Here is a 17,551-nt window from a genome sequence, read left to right on the forward strand (position 1 = left end):
GTGAGCACCGAAACGAAAGCATCGGCCGACGAGAGCACCACGACGGTCGTACTGGCGTTTGCGGCGAACGCACTGATCGCCGGGGCCAAGACCGCGGCCGCCATCGTCACCGGATCTGCCTCGATGGTCGCCGAGGCCACCCACTCCTGGGCCGATACCGGCAACGAAGTGCTGCTGCTGATCGCGAACCGCCGCTCGAAACGGGTTCCCGACCGAGACCAGCCACTCGGCTACGGCCGGGAGGCCTACATCTGGTCGATGTTCGCCGCTCTCGGACTGTTTGCACTCGGCGCGGGTGTCTCGATCACCCATGGCATCCAGGAACTGTTCCATTCCGAACCGGCGTCCGACTTCGGTGTCGCCTACGCCGTCCTCGGCGTCTCGTTCATCCTCGAAGGCATCTCGTTCCGGCAGGCGTACAAACAACTCCGAAACGAGGCCTCCGCCGTGAACCGCGACGTCATGACCCAGGCACTCAACACATCCGACCCGACGACTCGGGCCGTGTTCGCCGAAGATGCTGCGGCACTTATCGGTTTGGTCATCGCGTTCGTCGGTGTCCTGTTGCACCAGATCACCGGTTCACCGATCCCCGACGCCCTCGGCTCCATCTTCGTCGGCATACTTCTCGGGGTCATCGCGATCATCCTGATCGATCGCAACCGCCGATTCCTGGTGGGCGAAGAGGCCTCACCGACGCTGCGGGCAGCAGCCGTCGAAGCCCTCACCCAACTACCCGAGATCAACCGAATCACGTTCTTGCGCATGGAATACCTCGGGCCGCGGCAGGTGTACCTGGTGGCAAGCGTCGATCTGGTCGGTGACTACGTGGAATCGCGAGTGGCCCACACGTTGCGCGAACTCGAACGCTCACTCGAGCAGAGCCCACGCGTCGTGCGGGCGATCCTGACCCTCTCGACGCCCGAAGAACCGTCGATCACCGTCTGAACTTTCGGCTGGGCGATAGGCTCGGGCGATGCGCACACTGATCGTGATTCTGGCGGTTCTGGGATTTGTCGTCGGGGGAATTCCCCTGGTGGGCAGTCTGATCGACGTGATGACCAGTCCTGACGAGACCATCGTCTATCAGGGTTCCTACGTACCACTGCGCGGCGTACAGATGGCTCGGGACTACGAGTCGTCGTTGAACATCGCTTTCGACGCCCGATCGGACAATCCACGCTGGCTCGTCCTGGCCTGCTATCCCCTGATCGGAGCAGCACTGGGCGCTTTGACGGCCGCGGTACTGGGACGTATCGGGTGGCGCCTGACGCGCGCCTGAGCAGACGCCGATGGCCACCCGTCGTCGACACGAGGGGTGGCCATCGAAGAAGGAGTGCTTCAGATGTACATAGCAGGATCGATGTAACTGTTCGGGTCCACCAATTTCTCCTTGGTGGTCCGTGGCCGCGCCACCGCCGGGATACCCGTCGCGATGGATTCGGCCGGAACATCCCTGGTCACAACGGCGTTGGCGCCGATAGCGCTACCTTCGCCGATGACGACGGGCCCGAGGATCTTGGCACCCGCACCGACCGTGACCCGATCACCCAGCGTCGGGTGGCGCTTGACCTGCTCGAGTGAGCGGCCACCGAGAGTGACGCCGTGATAGAGCATCACGTCGTTACCGACCTCGGCCGTCTCCCCGATCACGACGCCCATGCCGTGGTCGATGAAGAACCGTCGACCGATGGTGGCACCGGGATGAATCTCGATGCCGGTGACGAAGCGTGTCAGCTGCGAGAGCACTCGCGCCGGGCCGCGTAGCGCAGGGACGGCCCACATGCGATGCGCAACCCGATGTGCCCAAATGGCATGCAGCCCTGAATAAACGAGCGCGTTCTCCACATTGCTGCGCGCGGCAGGATCCTGACCGCGCGCAGCCTGCAGGTCCTCGCGAATTGTCCCGAGGATACTCACAAGTCTCAGTCCCGGATGTGTTCGAACAGCGGGGTGGAGATGTAACGCTCGCCGAAGTCGCACACGACAGCCACGATCAGCTTGCCGGCGTTTTCCGGACGCTTCGCCAACTCGAGCGCTGCCCAGACGATGGCGCCGGACGAGATGCCGCCCAGGATGCCTTCCTGGGTGCCGAGTGCGCGAGCGACCTCGATGGAATCGGGGAACGAGACGTCGATGATCTCGTCGTAGATCTCACGATCGAGGACGTCGGGCACGAAGTTCGCGCCGATTCCCTGGATCTTGTGAGGGCCGGGCTGGCCACCGTTGAGGATCGGCGAGTCGATGGGCTCGACGCCCACGATCTTGACCTCGGGCTTGTACTTGCGGAGGGTGCGTCCGACGCCGGTGATGGTGCCACCGGTGCCGATACCGGACACGAAGATGTCGACGGCGCCGTCGGTGTCGGCCCAGACCTCTTCGCCCGTCGTGGCCTCGTGGATGGCCGGGTTGGCCGGGTTCGCGAACTGGCTGGCCGAGACGGCGTTCTCGGTCTGCTCGACGATTTCCTTGGCCTTGGCGACCGCACCGGCCATGCCCTCGGAGCCCGGGGTAAGGACGATCTCGGCGCCGTAAGCACGCAGCATCACTCGACGCTCGGTGGACATGGTCTCGGGCATGGTCAGGATGACCTTGTAGCCGCGAGCAGCACCGACCATGGCGAGCGCGATACCCGTGTTACCGCTGGTTCCCTCGACGATCGTGCCACCGGGCTTGAGTGCTCCGGACTTCTCGGCGGCGTCGATGATCGCCACGCCGATCCGGTCCTTGACGCTGTTGGCCGGGTTGTAGAACTCGAGCTTGACGGCAACCTGTGCGTCCAGGCCCTCGGTCAGACGGTTGAGTCGCACGATCGGGGTGCGCCCGACCAATTCGGTCACGTTGTTGTAGATCCCGCTCATATCTGGTCCTCCTGAGGATCGAGTGTGTCGACCCGCTCGATTCGCTGATCACTGCTTTACGGCTGAACTGCATAACGGCTACAGGCAAGGGCATACAGACGACCGATGCCGCATCGGTTCATCAAATTGAACCAATGCGGCATCAGGCCACTACATACGGGGGCGGTTTATCAGGCCAACCGCTGCTTCAGAGCTTCGAACTCGTCACGAATGCCGGTCGGCAGCTTCTCGCCGACGAAGTCGAACCACTCTTCGATGAGCGGGATCTCGGCCTTCCACTCGTCGATGTTCACCGCGAGAGCCTCGGTGATGTCGGCGTCCGACACGTCCAAGCCTTCGATGTCGAGTGCCGATCCGGTGGGAACGACGCCGATCGGGGTGTCGATGCCCGCAGCCTTGTGCTCGATACGCTCGACGATCCACTTCAGGACGCGAGAGTTCTCGCCGAAGCCTGGCCACAGGAAGCGTCCGTCGTCGCCGCGGCGGAACCAGTTGACGTAGAAGACCTTGGGGAGCTTGGACGCGTCCGCGGACTTGCCGAGGTCGATCCAGTGCTGGAAGTAGTCACCGACGTTGTAGCCGAGGAACGGCAGCATCGCCATCGGATCGCGGCGAACCGTACCGACCTGGCCTTCGGCTGCTGCGGTCTGCTCGGAGCCGACCGTTGCACCCATGAAGACGCCGTGCTGCCAGTCGCGAGCCTCGGTGACCAGCGGAACCGTCGTCTTGCGACGTCCACCGAACAGGATTGCCGAGATCGGCACGCCCTTCGGGTCGTCCCACTCGGGAGCCATGATCGGGCACTGCGACATCGGGGTGCAGTAACGCGAGTTGGGATGAGCCGCATGGGTGCCCGACTCGGGCGTCCACTCGTTGCCCTTCCAGTCGATCAGGTGCTGCGGGTCGCCTTCGAGGCCCTCCCACCAGACGTCACCGTCGTCGGTCAGAGCGACGTTGGTGAAGACTGTGTTGCCCTGGTCGATGGTGCGCATGGCGTTGGGGTTCGAGGACCAGTTGGTGCCGGGAGCCACGCCGAAGAAACCGAACTCGGGGTTGACGGCGTACAGCTGTCCGTCCTCACCGAAACGCATCCAGGCGATGTCGTCACCGAGGGTCTCGGCGCGCCATCCGGGGATGGTCGGCTGGATCATCGCGAGGTTGGTCTTGCCACAAGCGGAGGGGAATGCCGCCGCGATGTAGTAGGCCTTGTCCTCGGGCGAGATCAGTTTGAGGATGAGCATGTGCTCGGCCAGCCAGCCCTCGTCGTGCGCCATTGCCGAAGCGATACGCAGCGAGTAGCACTTCTTGCCCAGGAGAGCGTTTCCGCCGTAGCCGGAACCGAAGCTCCAGATCTCACGATCCTCGGGGAAGTGAGTGATGTACTTGGTGTCGTTGCACGGCCACGCCACGTCTTCCTGGCCCTCGGCCAGCGGAGCGCCGAGCGAGTGCAGAGCCTTGACGAAGAATCCGTCGGTGCCGAGCTTGTCGAGAACCTTGCCGCCCATGCGGGTCATGACGCGCATGGAGACGACGACGTACTCGGAATCGGTGAGCTCGACGCCCAGCTTCGGATCCTCGGCGTCGAGGGGGCCCATGCAGAACGGAACGACGTACATGGTGCGTCCACGCATGCAACCGCGGTAGAGGTCACCCATGAGGGTGCGCATCTCGGCCGGGTCCATCCAGTTGTTGGTGGGACCTGCGTCGATTTCTTCCTTCGAGCAGATGTACGTACGCGATTCGACTCGCGCCACATCGGAAGGATCGGAGTTGCCGAGGAAAGAATTCGGCTTCTTCTCGTCGTTGAGGCGGGTGAAGGTTCCTGCCTCGACCAACTTCGTGGTCAGTCGGTCCCATTCTTCGTCCGAGCCGTCTGCGAAGACGACGCGGTCAGGCTGGGTGAGTTCGGCAACCTCTTGCACCCATGCAAGCAGTTCCTTGTGCTCCGTGGGGGGCGTGCCGTCAGTTCCATTGAGACCGGGAATGGTCGCTGAGGTCATCAAACTCTCCTGGGGTGAGCCGGAACCGGGTTCTCGTGACACCGGATGCGAACTGCAGCGCCCCGATACCAGTCGATCCCGGTGTCCCCCTCTCGACGGGGTCCAGCCGCGTCATCCACTCACGTGGATTTCACGGACGCCGGGTGTCCTATGTATTGAGGTTAACGCTGGCTGTTCACCTGCAGGTAATCGGGTGCGGTCAGAAATGTCACAGAAACGATTCAGTTGGTGTGTTCAGGTGCCTACCCGGCGCTCAGAGCACATAAACGGAAGCTTTTCAGAGCGCGCCGGCATCGATTTTCTGCCAGACGAGGGAGCCTGCGTCGTCTCGACGGCATTCCCAGGCCGAGTAGTCGCCGTCCGACTCGATCATCGTGAGGCGATCAGCGCTACCGTCACGATCGAAATCGGACACGATCACGACGGCGTCGTCGGAGTGAACGACGCGGCTGTCGACCGTCCCGTCACCGTCCAAGTCGAAGGCGTCGAAGTTCATTTCGCCGGCATCGACCGGTCCCGACTCGGGCCCGAAGGTCGCGGGCTCGATACGCCCAGGATCGAGCGCTTCGGATTCGTGCCCGTCGATGTGTCCGGCCGTGATCAGAAATGCATCCATGAATCCCCCAAATGAAAGTGACTCCTGCTTCGGCAACCCCTACCGAAACCGTCCGCTCAGTATTACCAGACTCGGCCGATCACGCGTGGCCGAAATTGCCGCCCTGTGGACAACCGCCCGCCCGAGAATCGTCAGAGGGCAGCGTTCAACGCGGCGAGGTCGCGCTCGCACGACGCGAGCTGACCCGATCTGGCCGCGGCAAGCTCACGAAGTTCACCGTCGATCTCCACGATTCGTGCCTGCGCCGACGCCAACTGTTCGCGACTCTCCGCCATGATCGCCGCTCCCAGATCTGCCTCCGCCTCGAGCAGCACGCTCTGTACCCGCTGCTCCCACTGAGCGCGCACCGTCGACATCGACTCGACGATCCACGACCGCGATTGGGCACGATCCGCCATCAGCCCGCGAGTTCGCGCCAACCACCACGCCGCGACGCCACCCAGCACCAAGGTCACCGGGATGCTCGCGAACTCCAACGCCGGAATCATCTCCAGCGGAGTCACCGCGATCCGGCCGAGGCCGAGGCCCGCGGACGCGCCGACGAGAATCGTTACCCGGTCCTCATTTCTCCGTCGACGATCCGGCGGGTCCTCTGGAATCCGTGGGGAAGCCACGTAGCCGGTCGCACCCGCCACCTCGACAGCTGCCGCCATCGCGGCATCGATTACCCGGGTGTGATGGTCGACCTCGTGCTGCAACCGCATCGGTACGCTGCCCAATTCGGCTCTCGAGGCCGTGTCGACCCAGGCACGTGCCCCTGCGACCGTCGCCCGGGTCGCTTCGGCGATCTGCTGTGACAGATCCCCACGCGCTCGTTGCAGTCGGCTTCGCACCTGCACCAGTCGTTCGCCTCGCCGGCCGTCGCGGTCTGCCAGCAGCTGTGATCGCTCGGCCCGCAGTTCGGCACCCGGAACGCTGTCACGAAGATTCCGGATCTCTACCTCGATCATCCGACGTGTCTGCGCTATGACGCCGGAATTCGAGTCGCCTGCATGTCTCTCGCGTGCCACCTGGCTCACGACGGCAACGAGCGTCTGCTCCTGACCAGGCGCAATCGGAACGATCGATGCCTGGGCAAAGGCGGTGCAGTGAGAGGAAAGAACCTCGGCATTGCGTCGGTGCACAGCCTGCCAGTCTCGGTAGACGTCAACGCGGGTCAACGCCACCACCACCGGCGTTCCGCTTTCTGCTGCGTCGTCGAGCAGAAGAAGATCCTCGCGACCGATCACGCTGGCAGCATCGACGACCAGAAGTACGACGTCCGCGTCCGCTTCGCGCGCCGCTATCGAACACTCGCCTGAAGCACGGAACATCTGCACGATGTCTTCCCGACCACATCTGTGTGGCCCGACTACGTAAATGCGAGTGCCACTGGATGATGCACCACTGACGAGGCGACCCGGATCGGAGGACGGGTTCCATCGTTGCACCACACGCAGAATCGAATCCGGAAGTACCGAAACGCTATTCATCGGTCACCGCCGGAGCGGAGCGATCGCCCCCGAGCTGCGCCCACCGACGCACATACCCGCGGCGAATCAGTGAGATCCTTTGTTGTGGAGCCTCTTCCGACTCGTCGACGAGCTCGCCCCACCACCGACTGCACGTGCCCGCCTCGTCAGCAGTACGAGGATCGGGAGGCTCGCCGTGACGCAGGCCTCGAATTTCGGGGCTCATCATCGCCGCCGCGGCGCCGAACAACACCGCGGAGTCCGAACTCAGATACAACTCGATCTCGTCCCTGCCCGCAGTGCTGCGCGAGGCAGATCGCGTCAGAACTGGACCGATCTGCTCGACCCGGCCCCACCACTGCGCCTCCAGGACAGGTCCGAGAGCCGCGAACAACTCTTCGACGCCGCGTCCGGTCAGCGTCTCCACCGGAACCGTGTGCACGCCGACGGTCTCCGAGATTTCCGCGGCCCGTCCCAGTGCCTCGTCCCAGCGCGGTCCGAACAGGTCGGCCTTGTTTGCCGCGACCACCGCCCGATCCGAGACTCGGGCGATCACTCGGCGGTCGACTTCGCGGACCGCGTCGACCACCACGTAGACAACACAACGACGACCCAGATCAGGGTTCGACGTTCCAGGGATGTCGAACGCCCGCGACTCGGTCACCACAACCGGTGCACCGACAACTCTGCGCGAGAACCGCTGATCGCGCCCCAGGACCCGGACCAACGACGACCGCCCCACCCCGGCTCGACCCGCGACTACCAACTCGAGCGGCGCGGTCAGCGATCCGAGCACGGAGTGAACCGCCTCTGCGGCTCCCGAATCGATCGACGCCAGCCGGTATGCCAGAGCGCGCAACCGGTCGATCGGCTCCGCGCAGGCGTCGTCGAGCGATTCTGCGGGCAACATTCGTGACCAATTACTGCATGCAAATCCTGTGTTCATCCCCACCCCACGTCCCCATCGTGTCGGTGAGATTCTGTCAGGTTCTCGGCAAGGACGGCAGGTGACACCGCCCTTTCGCCGACTGTCCGAAGTCGGCGGATTCAAGACTTTCCGCGGAAAGTCTCAACTCAAACTTCAGACCCGTCTGCGCTAAACGGGGGTCATGCGTGACAATGGGTTCGTGAACGAAGCCGATCAGCATGCACCGCAGACCCCAGAGACGGGGCAGACGGACCACGCCAAGGGGTCCCGTCTCCATCCGAGAGTGACCAGCTTTCGCTCTCGTCGGGGTGCGCTGACCGACGCACAGCAGCAGGCTTGGGACCGTCAGTGGCCGCTCATCGGCGCCGACGTCTCGGACACACCGCTCGACGCGAACGCCTGGTTCGGACGCGAAGCACCCCTGATCATCGAGATCGGTTCGGGTACCGGTACCGCGACGTCCGCTATGGCCAAGGCAGAACCGCACGTGAACCTGGTCGCGATCGAGGTGTACCGCCCGGGGCTCGCACAGCTTCTGCAGCAGGTCGAACGCGAAGAGATTCCCAACGTCCGCGTACTACGCGGTGACGCGATGGACGTACTCGAAAATATGGTCGCCCCCGAATCCCTGACGGGCGTCCGGGTGTTCTTCCCGGATCCGTGGCCCAAAGCCCGCCACCACAAGCGTCGCCTCCTGCAGGGGCCGACGTTCGCGCTGATCGCCAACCGCCTCAAGCCTGGCGGAGTGCTGCACGTGGCCACCGATCACGCCGAATACGCAGAATGGATCGAAGAAGCCGGTAATGCCGAGCCGCTGCTGACCGCACTCGACTGGGAGTCTCCGATGACCCACGAGCGTCCGGTCACCAAGTTCGAGGACAAAGCCCATAAGGTCGGAAGTGCAATCACCGAGCTTATATGGGGGAAGATCAGAGCATGAGCGTCAGCGAACAGCTATCCGACGACGTGGCGTCGTCGGAATCTCCTCTCGACTTCGGTCGTGACTCCCGCCACCCCAAGCGGGTGCTTCTGGTCTGGGACGCCCCCAACCTCGACATGGGCCTCGGCGCCATCCTCGGTGGCCGGCCTACCGCCGCCTACCGGCCACGATTCGACGCACTGGGCCGCTGGCTGCTCTCCCGCACCGCCGAACTGTCCACACAGAACAGTGGCACGCTCGAGCCCGAAGCGACGGTCTTCACCAACATCGCCTCCGGCAGCGCCGACGTCGTTCGTCCTTGGGTCGAAGCCTTGCGTAACGTGGGTTTCGCGGTGTTCGCCAAGCCGAAGGTCGATGAAGACAGCGATGTCGATTCGGACATGCTCGAGCACATCGCGCTCCGGTACGGCGAGGGCCTCGCCGGAATCATGGTCGCGTCTGCCGACGGCCAAGCGTTCCGCGAACCTCTCGAGGACATCGCAGCAACCGGCATCCCGGTCCAGGTTCTCGGGTTCCGTGAACACGCCAGCTGGGCTGTGTCGTCCGATATCTTGGATTTCGTCGATCTCGAGGACATCCCGGGTGTCTTCCGTGAGCCTCTGCCACGGGTAAGCCTGGACACCCTGCCCGACGAGGGCGCCTGGTTGCAGCCGTTCCGACCGCTTTCTGCCCTGCTCATCGGGCGAAAAAGTGTTGCCGAGTAGGAGTTGATCAGTGTTCGCCAGCTGGGGAAGCATCGTCTATCGAGCCCGCTTCACCGTCATCGCTGTCATGGTGGCGGGGCTCCTCGGGCTCGCTGCGTACGGCCTGAGCCTGCAGGATCATCTCAGCCAGAGCGGCTGGGACGATCCGGGGTCGGAATCGGTAGAGGCTGCAAAACTCGCTGACGGCACGTTCGGACGCAGCACGACGGGTGACGTTCTGGCGCTGTACACAGCGCCGGAGGGCAAGACGGTCGACGACCCCGAGTTCCAAGCGAAGGTCATCGACAATCTGCAGCGGCTCGTTGCCGACAACCCCGACCAGATCATGAAGATCAACGGCTCGTACTTCAAGGTCGACAACGGTCTCTCGGTGGCGGCACTGGCGGACAAGACCAAGCAACACGCGGTCACCAGCATCGCGATCGCCGGCGACAACGACACCGCGGTATCGAACAACTTCCGCGACGTCGAGTCGCAGTTCTACATCGACGGCGTCGACGTGCAACTCGCCGGCCTGCAACCTGTCGCGAATTCGCTCAACGACACGATGGCCAACGACATCAAGCGCATGGAAATGCTCGCAATTCCCGCTGTCGGTGTCCTGCTGTTCTTCGTCTTCGGTGGCGTGGTCGCTGCCGCCCTCCCGTTGATCGTCGGCGGACTGACCGTCATCGGCGCCAACGGCATCATTCGACTGATCACCAACTTCACCGAGGTCAACGCGTTTGTCGCGCCCGTGGTCTCTCTGGTCGGTCTGGGCCTCGCGATCGACTACGGACTGTTCATCGTCAGCCGTTTCCGAGAAGAGATAGCCGAGGGGTACGACACCCCGACCGCAGTACGCCGAACGGTCATGACAGCAGGTAGAACGGTCATGTTCTCGGCGACCATGGTTGCCGTCAGCCTCGGCGGTCTGCTGTTGTTCCCGCAGGGCTTCCTCAAATCGGTGGCCTACGGCGCCATCGCTGCAGTCATGCTTGCCGCGATCTCGTCCATCACGATCCTTCCTGCGATTCTCGGCATTCTCGGCAAGCGGATCGACGCGCTGACCTTCAAGAAACTGCGCCAGACCAAGACCAACGAGGAAATCGAGAACGGTTTCTGGGGCAAGCTGACCCGCTGGGTCATGCAGCATCCGCTCAAGGTCGCGGTCCCGATCGTCGCGGCTCTGCTGCTGATGATCATTCCGCTGACGGGCATCAAGTTCGGCGGTATCAACGAGACGTACCTGCCCCCCGACAGCCCCACTCGTGTCGCGCAGGCGCAGTTCGACGAACTCTTCCCGGGCAATCGCACCGAGCCCGTTCGACTCGTCATCGAGGGAGCCGACAACACCACTCTCGGTCAGATTTCCAAGACGGCAAACGCTGCGCCAGGTCTGGTCGAGAAGTTCACCCCGGAAGTTGCGACCAAGGACGGTGTCAACGTCCTCAAAGCCGGTCTGACCGAGCGCAACGAGGCGCGTCCCACCATCGACTATCTGCGGTCCGCGGACTGGCCCGAGGGCACAACTGTGCTGGTCGGCGGTACTCCGGCCATCGAGCAGGACAGCGTCGACGCGTTGCTCGATCGTCTGCCGCTGATGGTCGTATCCGTCATCCTGCTGACGACCCTGCTGATGTTCTTGACGTTCGGTTCGCTCGTCCTGCCGATCAAGGCTGCGTTGATGAGTGCGCTCGGACTGGGTTCGACGCTCGGAATCCTGACCTGGATCTTCATCGACGGGCACGGTTCCGGTCTGTTGAACTTCACACCGGGACCGATCATGTCTCCCGTCCTGGTGCTGATCATCGCGATCGTCTACGGCCTGTCGACCGACTACGAAGTGTTCCTGCTCTCCCGCATGGTCGAAGCGCGAGCGCAGGGCGCGAGTACTACCGAATCCATCCGAATCGGCACGGCACATACCGGCCGAATCATCACCGCTGCCGCACTGATCCTGATCGTGGTCACCGGTGCATTCGGCCTGTCCGATCTGGTGATGATGAAGTACATCTCGTACGGCATGATCTCCGCGCTGATCATCGACGCGACGCTGATCCGAATGTTCCTGGTCCCCGCGACCATGAAACTGCTCGGCGACGACTGCTGGTGGGCTCCGGCCTGGATGAAGCGGATCCAGCAGAAGATCGGGCTGGGTGAGCCGATCCTCGACAACGAGCTGGTACTCGCGAACGTCCCGCAGATCGCGCCTGTCGGTGCGATCGCCGGACCGGGTCAACCGCGCAAGATCGAAGCGGCCTCGCGGGTCATGCCGCCGCCTGCCTCGGCTGTACAGCCGGACAGCGGACCTCGTGTTCCCGATCCACTCACCGAGCCCATTCCGCTCAGCGAAATGGCGATCAAGGCACCGAACACGGATACACCTGCCACAGAGAAGCCGGCACCGCGACGTCGTCTCGATATCGGGAGTGCAGCAAGCGCGCCCCAGAACTTGATCGAGGCACCGGTCCCCAATCCTTCGTACCGGCCGCAACCGAACGCCACCGACAAGCGCAGGAACCCCGCGCCCGCTGCGCCGGCCGAGCGTCCCATCGAAAGCTGGTTGTCGGACCTGCGGGCCCGGGAACAGACTCCCCCGGCCTCACGGCCGCTGCCGGTGGTGCGGACGCCTTCGCGTACAAACGGTTCGGCGACCAACGGTGCTGCTAGCAGCGCTTCAGGTAACGGCTCGAGCCGGAATGGCTCTGCAAACGGCGCTACCAACGGCTCTGCAACAAACGGCTCCGTAACCAACGGCTCGGCCCCGACCTCGGTGGAGGCGACCCCCCAGTCGCCGCCTCCACCGACCGCTCCGGAGCGTCGCAACGGGGTTTTCACGGATGCGCCTTCGCCTACCAACGAGCCCCGAGCTTCGGACGCCACCCCTGACGGCGACGACAACGCCACCGGCAGGCACCGGCCTGACGACGCCGGCGCCATCAGCGTGAGCGAGCTCATCGCTCGCCAGAAGCGAAGCTGACCTGCTCCTGCTCCTGCTTGGCAAAGGCTCGTGCATAACGTGTCCCGACCAGCAGGAGCAGCAAGCCGACCACCAGGAAGGCGACGCTGCGCACTAGCCCACTGAGTGTGGCCAGGTCGAAGAGGAACAGCTTTGCCACTGCCGCACTGGTGAGAGCAAGCCCGGCTCCGAGCAAGACGCGAGCGTGCTGGCGGTTGTTCAATCCGAGCACCAGCGCTGACGTGGCGGCAAGCATCCAGACGATGGTTGCAACGCTGTGCCCGGCAACGAAACCGGTTGCACTGTCGAAAATTTCGACGCCGGATGAGACGAGCGCGCACGTCACCGCGTAGAGGACACCGAACCCTGCGGCCGCCCATAGAACCGCCGCATTGGTATCGGCGACCAACTTCAGTCGGTGAATCGCCCACACCAGCATCACCAGTGCGCCTATCGCTGTCAGGCTCGAAAGTGCCGTGATCGCACCGAGTTGCATGGATGCGGCACGGGCGGTCGTCAACGCTTCCGGCGGAACCGTCGTGAGGTATCCGATCGATCCGATTGCCGCAAAGGCGGTTCCGAGCGCGAAGACGAAGCGCGAACCCGCATACAGCGAGACTCCGAGGAAGATCATTCCGACCGTGAGGATCAGCGGCACGACCAGAGATTCAGTCGCCCCGGAGAAGCAGCAGAGCAACAATGCGAGGGCGCCGGTTGCGCCCAGTCCGAATCGCAGTTGCGTCGGCAAAGGCTTGGCCGCCGCTGCAGCCGAAAGAAGTAGTGCCGCAGTAATTCCGTACAGCACTGCGGATTCGGTGCGCCCGAGCACGGCTCCGACGCTCATCAGCGGAAGGGTCGAGACAACAAAGGTAGCGGTGGACCACGCCCCTGCAACTCCGCCGCGCGAGGGCCAACCCGTCCACTGCATAGCCATCGCGCAGCCGGCGCCCACGATTGCAACCACGCTGGCACTGATCACCAATTGCACTGCACTGTTACCGGATTCGTCGAAGATGGACTCCGACGCTATCGCGATGAGCAGTGCGAGAACCACCGGTACGGTGCGCGCCATGCCCAGGTACTTCCAGTCACGACCGAGCTGGGCGGAGAACGTCGCCGATTGGATCGCGAACAGGAAACCGATGAGGGTCAACGATATTCCCGACGTCAGTACGGGAGCCAGCACCGCTGCGCCCAGAACGATCATGAGCGCCAGTGATTCGGAATCCCATTTGACGGCGAGGGCAACGCCGGCCGCGGCAATCCCGAAGGCAATCACCACCGCGAGCGGCGTCGTCACCCAACCGTAGAGAACGGACGCTGCGACGACGTCGAGGTACATCCCTGCGAAACCGGTGGCAGCCAGGGCAATTGCCCCCACCTTGCCCCCTGGGCGTCCATGCACCCGCACCCCGGCAAATACCAAGGCGCCGGAAAGAAGTGCGCCACCGAGCACCCGCAGCGGCGGCCCGAAGAACCCGGCCTGCGCTGCAAGTACCAGCAGCATCACGACGCCGATCAGTGTGACGGCAACCCCTGCCGCGGCCAGGAGTCGACTGATGACACCGTCGCGTTGCCACCAGGGCTGGCGAGGTGCCGCAACCGGATACGTCGGCGGCTGCCACGAGGGCACGCTCTGCTGAGGGCGGACCTGCTGCATCGGCTGTACCGGGGCTACCTGAACTACGGGAACAGAAGCTACCGGAGCCGGAACTACCGGCGCGGGCGCCGGCACGGCGGTCGAGGCCAGCTGAGTCTGCAGAATCGACAGGTTCTGGCCCATGTGACGCAGTTGTCGGCCGATGCTGTCGCACTCGGCCGAGAGGGCGATCACCAGTCGCGGATCGACGGCGGGAGAGCTCGGTGTAGTCATGAATATGAGCTTGCTGCTCAGCCGAACAGATCAGATGAGTAGTACTACCCGATCAGCGTGGGGACTTCTCGTATTCGACCGACAGCACCCTCGGCTGACAGGGCACTATCGCCGAGCTGCTGCGTTCCGCAATCGTTCGGACAGAAGCCGACCCGACGTGTGAAGCGGAGCGGGATCCTGACGCGCTCGAGCGAGCACCAGCGCACCCTCGAGTGCGGACAGAGCGAGAATGGCCTCGGACTCTGCGTCCTCGCGGGACCAGCCGTCGGCTTCGAGGCGCTGAGCCAACAAAGCAAGCCAGGAGTTGTAACCGTCCGCGCAAGCACCACGGATGACGTCGGATTCGGTTGCGGCATCCAGCGTTGCCGTAGCCAGAGCACATCCACGTTCGTAGTCCGAATCCGACAACCGAGCAGCCAGCGCGGCGGCGAATGCCGAGATCGCGGTGGCGGCATCGGGTGAGCTCTCCAGCAGATGCCGGATGAAATCGGCCATTGCCTCGCCACGACGCCTCAGAGCCTCGCCTGCGAGTTCTTCCTTGCCGCCCGGAAAGTGAAAGTACAAGGAACCTTTGGTAGTCGCACTAGCCGAGAGAACTTCCGACACACCCGTTCCCGCGTAGCCCTTCCGCTGCAGCAAATCGGCAGCGGCATCGACCAACAAATCCCTCGTAGACATAAGTTCAATATACCGATCAGTACACATATCACCAACACTTGAAGTGCATAAACTGCCAAAACCTTGCATCACTAGACCGATTGGTACATGATTCGGAAATCGACAAACCGGAGCGCGGCCAACGACGCTCACGATGGCAAAGGATCGAATCGATGTCCCCGAATCCCACAAACCGCACTACGCCGACCGTCCTCGGACCGGACGAAGATCTCGCCGCGACTCTCTCGGCCACCGGCGTCCGGATGATGGTTCGAAGCAAACAGACCGAGGGAGGATTCTCGCTTGTCCAACACCGCATCGCTCCGCATTCGATGACCTCGCCGGTCCATCGCCACAGCCGGGAAGACGAGTACACGGTGGTTCAAAGTGGCCGCGTCGCAGCGATGGTCGGAGACGAGGTCGTCTACGCGGAGACCGGCGCCATGATCTTCAAACCACGTGGCCAGTGGCACGCAGTGTGGAATCCCGACGACATTCCAGCCCGGATTCTCGAAATCATCACACCAGGAGGGATGGAAGACCTGTTCGAACTGATGCCGAAGCTACTGGCCGAAGCAGGTGCCGCAGCGGAATCGGTTGCAGCGCGGGTAGAAGCAGACTTCGGGATCGAATTCGATCTCATGGCCACCGCCGAGATCGCACAGATACACGGTGTGGGATTCGGTATCGAAAGTCACTGACCGACTGTCAGCACCTACCGATCGAAGGAGAATTCATGCTTGTACTCACCGGAGCAGAAGACCTCACCGCCAACCTGAACCAAGAGTTGGGTGTCAGCGACTGGCACGAGGTCACTCAGGAGTCCATCGACGAGTTCGCCGGCGTCACCGGCGACGATCAGTGGATTCACGTCGATGTTGATCGCGCGAAGGAGTCACCGTTCGGCGGAACGATCGCGCACGGCAACTACACGCTCTCACTCGGCCCCAAGTTCTCGTACGCGATGTTCTCGCTCGAAGGTTTTGCGTTTGCTCTCAACTGCGGATTCGACAAGGTCAGGTTGCCTGCTCCGCTTCCGGTTGGCTCTCGCGTCCGCATGCGTGCGACGTTGAGCAAAGTCGAACCGATCAATGGCGGCGTCCAGATCACGGTGACCCAGACATTCGAACGAGAACACGGTGACAAACCCGTGTGCGTCGCCGAGATGTTGACCCGCGCGTATCACTGAAAGGTCAGGAGCCGAACATCTTTCGGATCGTGGTACCGAAGGGATGCTTCGCGGTGACGCTGCCGAATCGCACCTTGCCGTGAACCACCAGGTGCAGCGGCCCCATCTGCGGACCGGAGCGAACCTTGTTGGACGCGCTTCCCCCGACTGCCTCGACACCGTTCATGTCCACCGTCGCCTCTTCGGGAACGATCAGTGAGATTGAACTGGCGTAGTCGTCGATCGAGATGTTCACGACCTGCGTCTGCATCACTGCACGCGTGAAATCGATGGTCACACTGGACATTCTGGTGTCGACCACGACGGCTGGAGGAACGATCCATGCACCGTTCCGCGTCACCGTCGCCATTCGTCCGCGGATCACGGCAGCATTCGCCGCGCCGTACGCACCGACAACCGGAGCCCCGACCGGAGCGCGGTAGGGCGGGCTCGGGTGAACCGGCGGTGGCTGATGCGGCTGGGGTTGGTAGGTCGGCGCCGGATAGGGCTGGCCTTGGTACATCGGCTGACCCGCATTGGGATACGCGGGTGGGTCGTAGTCGGAGATCAGTGTGATGCCCGGAAGATCCGTGAGTACCGAGTTGAGTTCACCTCGCGTCTTCGCGGCCAAGGCCGTGTCCATGCGCTCGGTGAACTCACCGAGCGAGAGCATCCCTTGACCGACAGCTTTCTGCAGCAGCTCGCCGACGTGCTCTCGTTCGGCATCGGACACGCGTAGATTCCTGGCCTCCATGATTTCCAGGATAAACGTTATTCGAGACCTTGTTCTATTGCGTATCGCGTGAGTTCGACGCGATTGGCCAATTGAAGTTTCCGAAGCGTCGCCTGGACGTGGTTTTCGACGGTCCGGTGGCTGAGCGAGAGCCTCGTGGCGATCTGTTTTGCGCTCAGCCCCTTGGCGACAAGACGGAGCACTTCAGTCTCACGGTCTGTGAGCCGAGGCAGCTCTGGTGCACGATCGTCGGCCGGTGCCGTCGACATCCGGCGGTACTCGCCGAGCACCAATCCGGCGAGGCCGGGTGTGAAGACGGCTTGTCCGTCGAAGGTCGCTCGCACGGCCTCGAGCAGTTCCGCCACGGAAGCACTCTTGACCAGGTAGCCCGACGCTCCGGCTTTGACCGCGTCGAGGACGTCGTCACGCTCGGCGGAGGCCGAAAGCACGAGTACCTTGCTCTTCGGCGAAACCTCGAGCACCGCAGTGGTGGCGTCGGCGCCGTTTCCGTCCGGCAGGTTCATGTCCATCAGAACCACGGCGGGTTGCACGGCGGCGGCGCGGCGGCGTGCACTCTCGACACCCTCCGCCGTCGCACTCACCGTGAAACCGGCGGCCTCGAGGTCCCGGGAGACACCGTCGCGCCACATCGGGTGATCGTCGACGACCATCACCGTCA

At 63.3% G+C, this 17,551-nt stretch carries 17 protein-coding genes; 7 read left to right on the top strand and 10 right to left on the bottom strand.

The features are described from left to right. Together ACFQ6H_RS14645 and ACFQ6H_RS14650 are read left to right on the top strand one after the other, a co-directional pair. A complete protein-coding gene (locus ACFQ6H_RS14645) occupies window positions 1-948 on the top strand; it encodes a cation diffusion facilitator family transporter (protein ID WP_378646890.1) in 948 nt (315 codons plus the stop codon). A 28-nt stretch (window positions 949-976) separates the two neighbouring features. After that, entirely contained in the window at window positions 977-1,282 is a 306-nt protein-coding gene (locus ACFQ6H_RS14650) for a hypothetical protein (RefSeq protein ID WP_378646892.1), read from the top strand. Window positions 1,283-1,341: 59 nt separating this feature from the next. Here ACFQ6H_RS14650 and epsC read toward each other — a convergent pair whose 3' ends face one another. The 6 genes from epsC to ACFQ6H_RS14680 form a co-directional block, all read right to left on the bottom strand. Continuing rightward, window positions 1,342-1,920 (bottom strand): serine O-acetyltransferase EpsC, encoded by a 579-nt coding sequence (gene epsC, locus ACFQ6H_RS14655; protein WP_003945907.1) that lies wholly within the window; start codon window positions 1,918-1,920, stop codon window positions 1,342-1,344. 5 nt (window positions 1,921-1,925) lie between these two features. Beyond that, the gene (gene cysK / locus ACFQ6H_RS14660; protein WP_019747115.1) at window positions 1,926-2,861 is read right to left on the bottom strand and encodes a cysteine synthase A; all 936 of its coding nucleotides are present in this window, start codon (window positions 2,859-2,861) and stop codon (window positions 1,926-1,928) included. A 170-nt stretch (window positions 2,862-3,031) separates the two neighbouring features. Further along, window positions 3,032-4,861: a phosphoenolpyruvate carboxykinase (GTP) gene (locus tag ACFQ6H_RS14665; protein WP_317551408.1), complete on the bottom strand. Its 1,830-nt coding sequence runs from the start codon at window positions 4,859-4,861 to the stop codon at window positions 3,032-3,034. A gap of 277 nt (window positions 4,862-5,138) precedes the next feature. Beyond that, a complete protein-coding gene (locus ACFQ6H_RS14670; protein ID WP_378634770.1) occupies window positions 5,139-5,477 on the bottom strand; it encodes a DUF6802 family protein in 339 nt (112 codons plus the stop codon). A gap of 131 nt (window positions 5,478-5,608) precedes the next feature. Next, the gene (locus tag ACFQ6H_RS14675; RefSeq protein ID WP_378646894.1) at window positions 5,609-6,949 is read right to left on the bottom strand and encodes a hypothetical protein; all 1,341 of its coding nucleotides are present in this window, start codon (window positions 6,947-6,949) and stop codon (window positions 5,609-5,611) included. Further along, window positions 6,942-7,874, bottom strand: coding sequence for a Rab family GTPase (locus tag ACFQ6H_RS14680; protein WP_378646896.1), 933 nt, complete (start codon window positions 7,872-7,874; stop codon window positions 6,942-6,944). Before ACFQ6H_RS14680 ends, ACFQ6H_RS14675 begins: the two co-directional genes overlap by 8 nt. Before the next feature lie 163 nt (window positions 7,875-8,037). Between ACFQ6H_RS14680 and trmB the strand changes: the two genes are divergently transcribed. The 3 genes from trmB to ACFQ6H_RS14695 are packed head-to-tail and all read left to right on the top strand — an operon-like array spanning window position 8,038 to window position 12,462. Continuing rightward, complete coding sequence (gene trmB / locus ACFQ6H_RS14685) at window positions 8,038-8,796, top strand: tRNA (guanosine(46)-N7)-methyltransferase TrmB (protein WP_378448806.1); 759 nt, start codon at window positions 8,038-8,040, stop codon at window positions 8,794-8,796. Beyond that, the gene (locus tag ACFQ6H_RS14690) at window positions 8,793-9,500 is read left to right on the top strand and encodes an NYN domain-containing protein (RefSeq protein ID WP_378547578.1); all 708 of its coding nucleotides are present in this window, start codon (window positions 8,793-8,795) and stop codon (window positions 9,498-9,500) included. Before trmB ends, ACFQ6H_RS14690 begins: the two co-directional genes overlap by 4 nt. Before the next feature lie 10 nt (window positions 9,501-9,510). Next, window positions 9,511-12,462 (top strand): MMPL family transporter, encoded by a 2,952-nt coding sequence (locus tag ACFQ6H_RS14695; RefSeq protein ID WP_378646898.1) that lies wholly within the window; start codon window positions 9,511-9,513, stop codon window positions 12,460-12,462. Here the strand turns inward: ACFQ6H_RS14695 and ACFQ6H_RS14700 are convergent. Together ACFQ6H_RS14700 and ACFQ6H_RS14705 are read right to left on the bottom strand one after the other, a co-directional pair. Next, a complete protein-coding gene (locus ACFQ6H_RS14700) occupies window positions 12,437-14,314 on the bottom strand; it encodes a DUF2339 domain-containing protein (RefSeq protein WP_378646900.1) in 1,878 nt (625 codons plus the stop codon). The two genes, ACFQ6H_RS14695 and ACFQ6H_RS14700, sit on opposite strands and share 26 nt — an antisense overlap. A 105-nt stretch (window positions 14,315-14,419) precedes the next feature. Then, window positions 14,420-14,992, bottom strand: a complete 573-nt coding sequence (locus tag ACFQ6H_RS14705) for a TetR family transcriptional regulator (protein WP_378535436.1) — start codon at window positions 14,990-14,992, stop codon at window positions 14,420-14,422. A 152-nt stretch (window positions 14,993-15,144) separates the two neighbouring features. Between ACFQ6H_RS14705 and ACFQ6H_RS14710 the strand changes: the two genes are divergently transcribed. Then, window positions 15,145-15,672, top strand: a complete 528-nt coding sequence (locus tag ACFQ6H_RS14710; RefSeq protein ID WP_378646902.1) for a cupin domain-containing protein — start codon at window positions 15,145-15,147, stop codon at window positions 15,670-15,672. 35 nt (window positions 15,673-15,707) lie between these two features. After that, a complete protein-coding gene (locus ACFQ6H_RS14715) occupies window positions 15,708-16,160 on the top strand; it encodes a MaoC family dehydratase (RefSeq protein ID WP_378646904.1) in 453 nt (150 codons plus the stop codon). Window positions 16,161-16,164: 4 nt separating this feature from the next. Here ACFQ6H_RS14715 and ACFQ6H_RS14720 read toward each other — a convergent pair whose 3' ends face one another. Both ACFQ6H_RS14720 and ACFQ6H_RS14725 read right to left on the bottom strand, forming a co-directional pair. Then, the gene (locus tag ACFQ6H_RS14720) at window positions 16,165-16,893 is read right to left on the bottom strand and encodes a DUF1707 domain-containing protein (RefSeq protein ID WP_378448809.1); all 729 of its coding nucleotides are present in this window, start codon (window positions 16,891-16,893) and stop codon (window positions 16,165-16,167) included. 17 nt (window positions 16,894-16,910) lie between these two features. Continuing rightward, window positions 16,911-17,543, bottom strand: a complete 633-nt coding sequence (locus ACFQ6H_RS14725; protein ID WP_047269712.1) for a response regulator transcription factor — start codon at window positions 17,541-17,543, stop codon at window positions 16,911-16,913. Window positions 17,544-17,551 lie beyond the last annotated feature (8 nt).

The organism is Rhodococcus sp. NPDC056506, from assembly GCF_042794945.1.
In the GTDB taxonomy this organism is placed as follows: Bacteria; Actinomycetota; Actinomycetes; order Mycobacteriales; family Mycobacteriaceae; genus Rhodococcus_F.

What these genes read in the sequence shown, in the direction of transcription:
- ACFQ6H_RS14720 (WP_378448809.1), bottom strand. Translation starts at nt 16,893, where the DNA reads ATGGAGGCCAGGAATCTACGCGTGTCCGATGCCGAACGAGAGCACGTC.
- ACFQ6H_RS14650 (WP_378646892.1), top strand. Translation starts at nt 977, where the DNA reads ATGCGCACACTGATCGTGATTCTGGCGGTTCTGGGATTTGTCGTCGGG.
- trmB (WP_378448806.1), top strand. Translation starts at nt 8,038, where the DNA reads ATGCGTGACAATGGGTTCGTGAACGAAGCCGATCAGCATGCACCGCAG.
- ACFQ6H_RS14705 (WP_378535436.1), bottom strand. Translation starts at nt 14,992, where the DNA reads ATGTCTACGAGGGATTTGTTGGTCGATGCCGCTGCCGATTTGCTGCAG.
- cysK (WP_019747115.1), bottom strand. Translation starts at nt 2,861, where the DNA reads ATGAGCGGGATCTACAACAACGTGACCGAATTGGTCGGGCGCACCCCG.
- ACFQ6H_RS14700 (WP_378646900.1), bottom strand. Translation starts at nt 14,314, where the DNA reads ATGACTACACCGAGCTCTCCCGCCGTCGATCCGCGACTGGTGATCGCC.
- ACFQ6H_RS14710 (WP_378646902.1), top strand. Translation starts at nt 15,145, where the DNA reads ATGTCCCCGAATCCCACAAACCGCACTACGCCGACCGTCCTCGGACCG.
- ACFQ6H_RS14665 (WP_317551408.1), bottom strand. Translation starts at nt 4,861, where the DNA reads ATGACCTCAGCGACCATTCCCGGTCTCAATGGAACTGACGGCACGCCC.
- ACFQ6H_RS14715 (WP_378646904.1), top strand. Translation starts at nt 15,708, where the DNA reads ATGCTTGTACTCACCGGAGCAGAAGACCTCACCGCCAACCTGAACCAA.
- ACFQ6H_RS14690 (WP_378547578.1), top strand. Translation starts at nt 8,793, where the DNA reads ATGAGCGTCAGCGAACAGCTATCCGACGACGTGGCGTCGTCGGAATCT.
- ACFQ6H_RS14675 (WP_378646894.1), bottom strand. Translation starts at nt 6,949, where the DNA reads ATGAATAGCGTTTCGGTACTTCCGGATTCGATTCTGCGTGTGGTGCAA.
- ACFQ6H_RS14725 (WP_047269712.1), bottom strand. Translation starts at nt 17,543, where the DNA reads ATGGTCGTCGACGATCACCCGATGTGGCGCGACGGTGTCTCCCGGGAC.
- ACFQ6H_RS14680 (WP_378646896.1), bottom strand. Translation starts at nt 7,874, where the DNA reads ATGAACACAGGATTTGCATGCAGTAATTGGTCACGAATGTTGCCCGCA.
- ACFQ6H_RS14670 (WP_378634770.1), bottom strand. Translation starts at nt 5,477, where the DNA reads ATGGATGCATTTCTGATCACGGCCGGACACATCGACGGGCACGAATCC.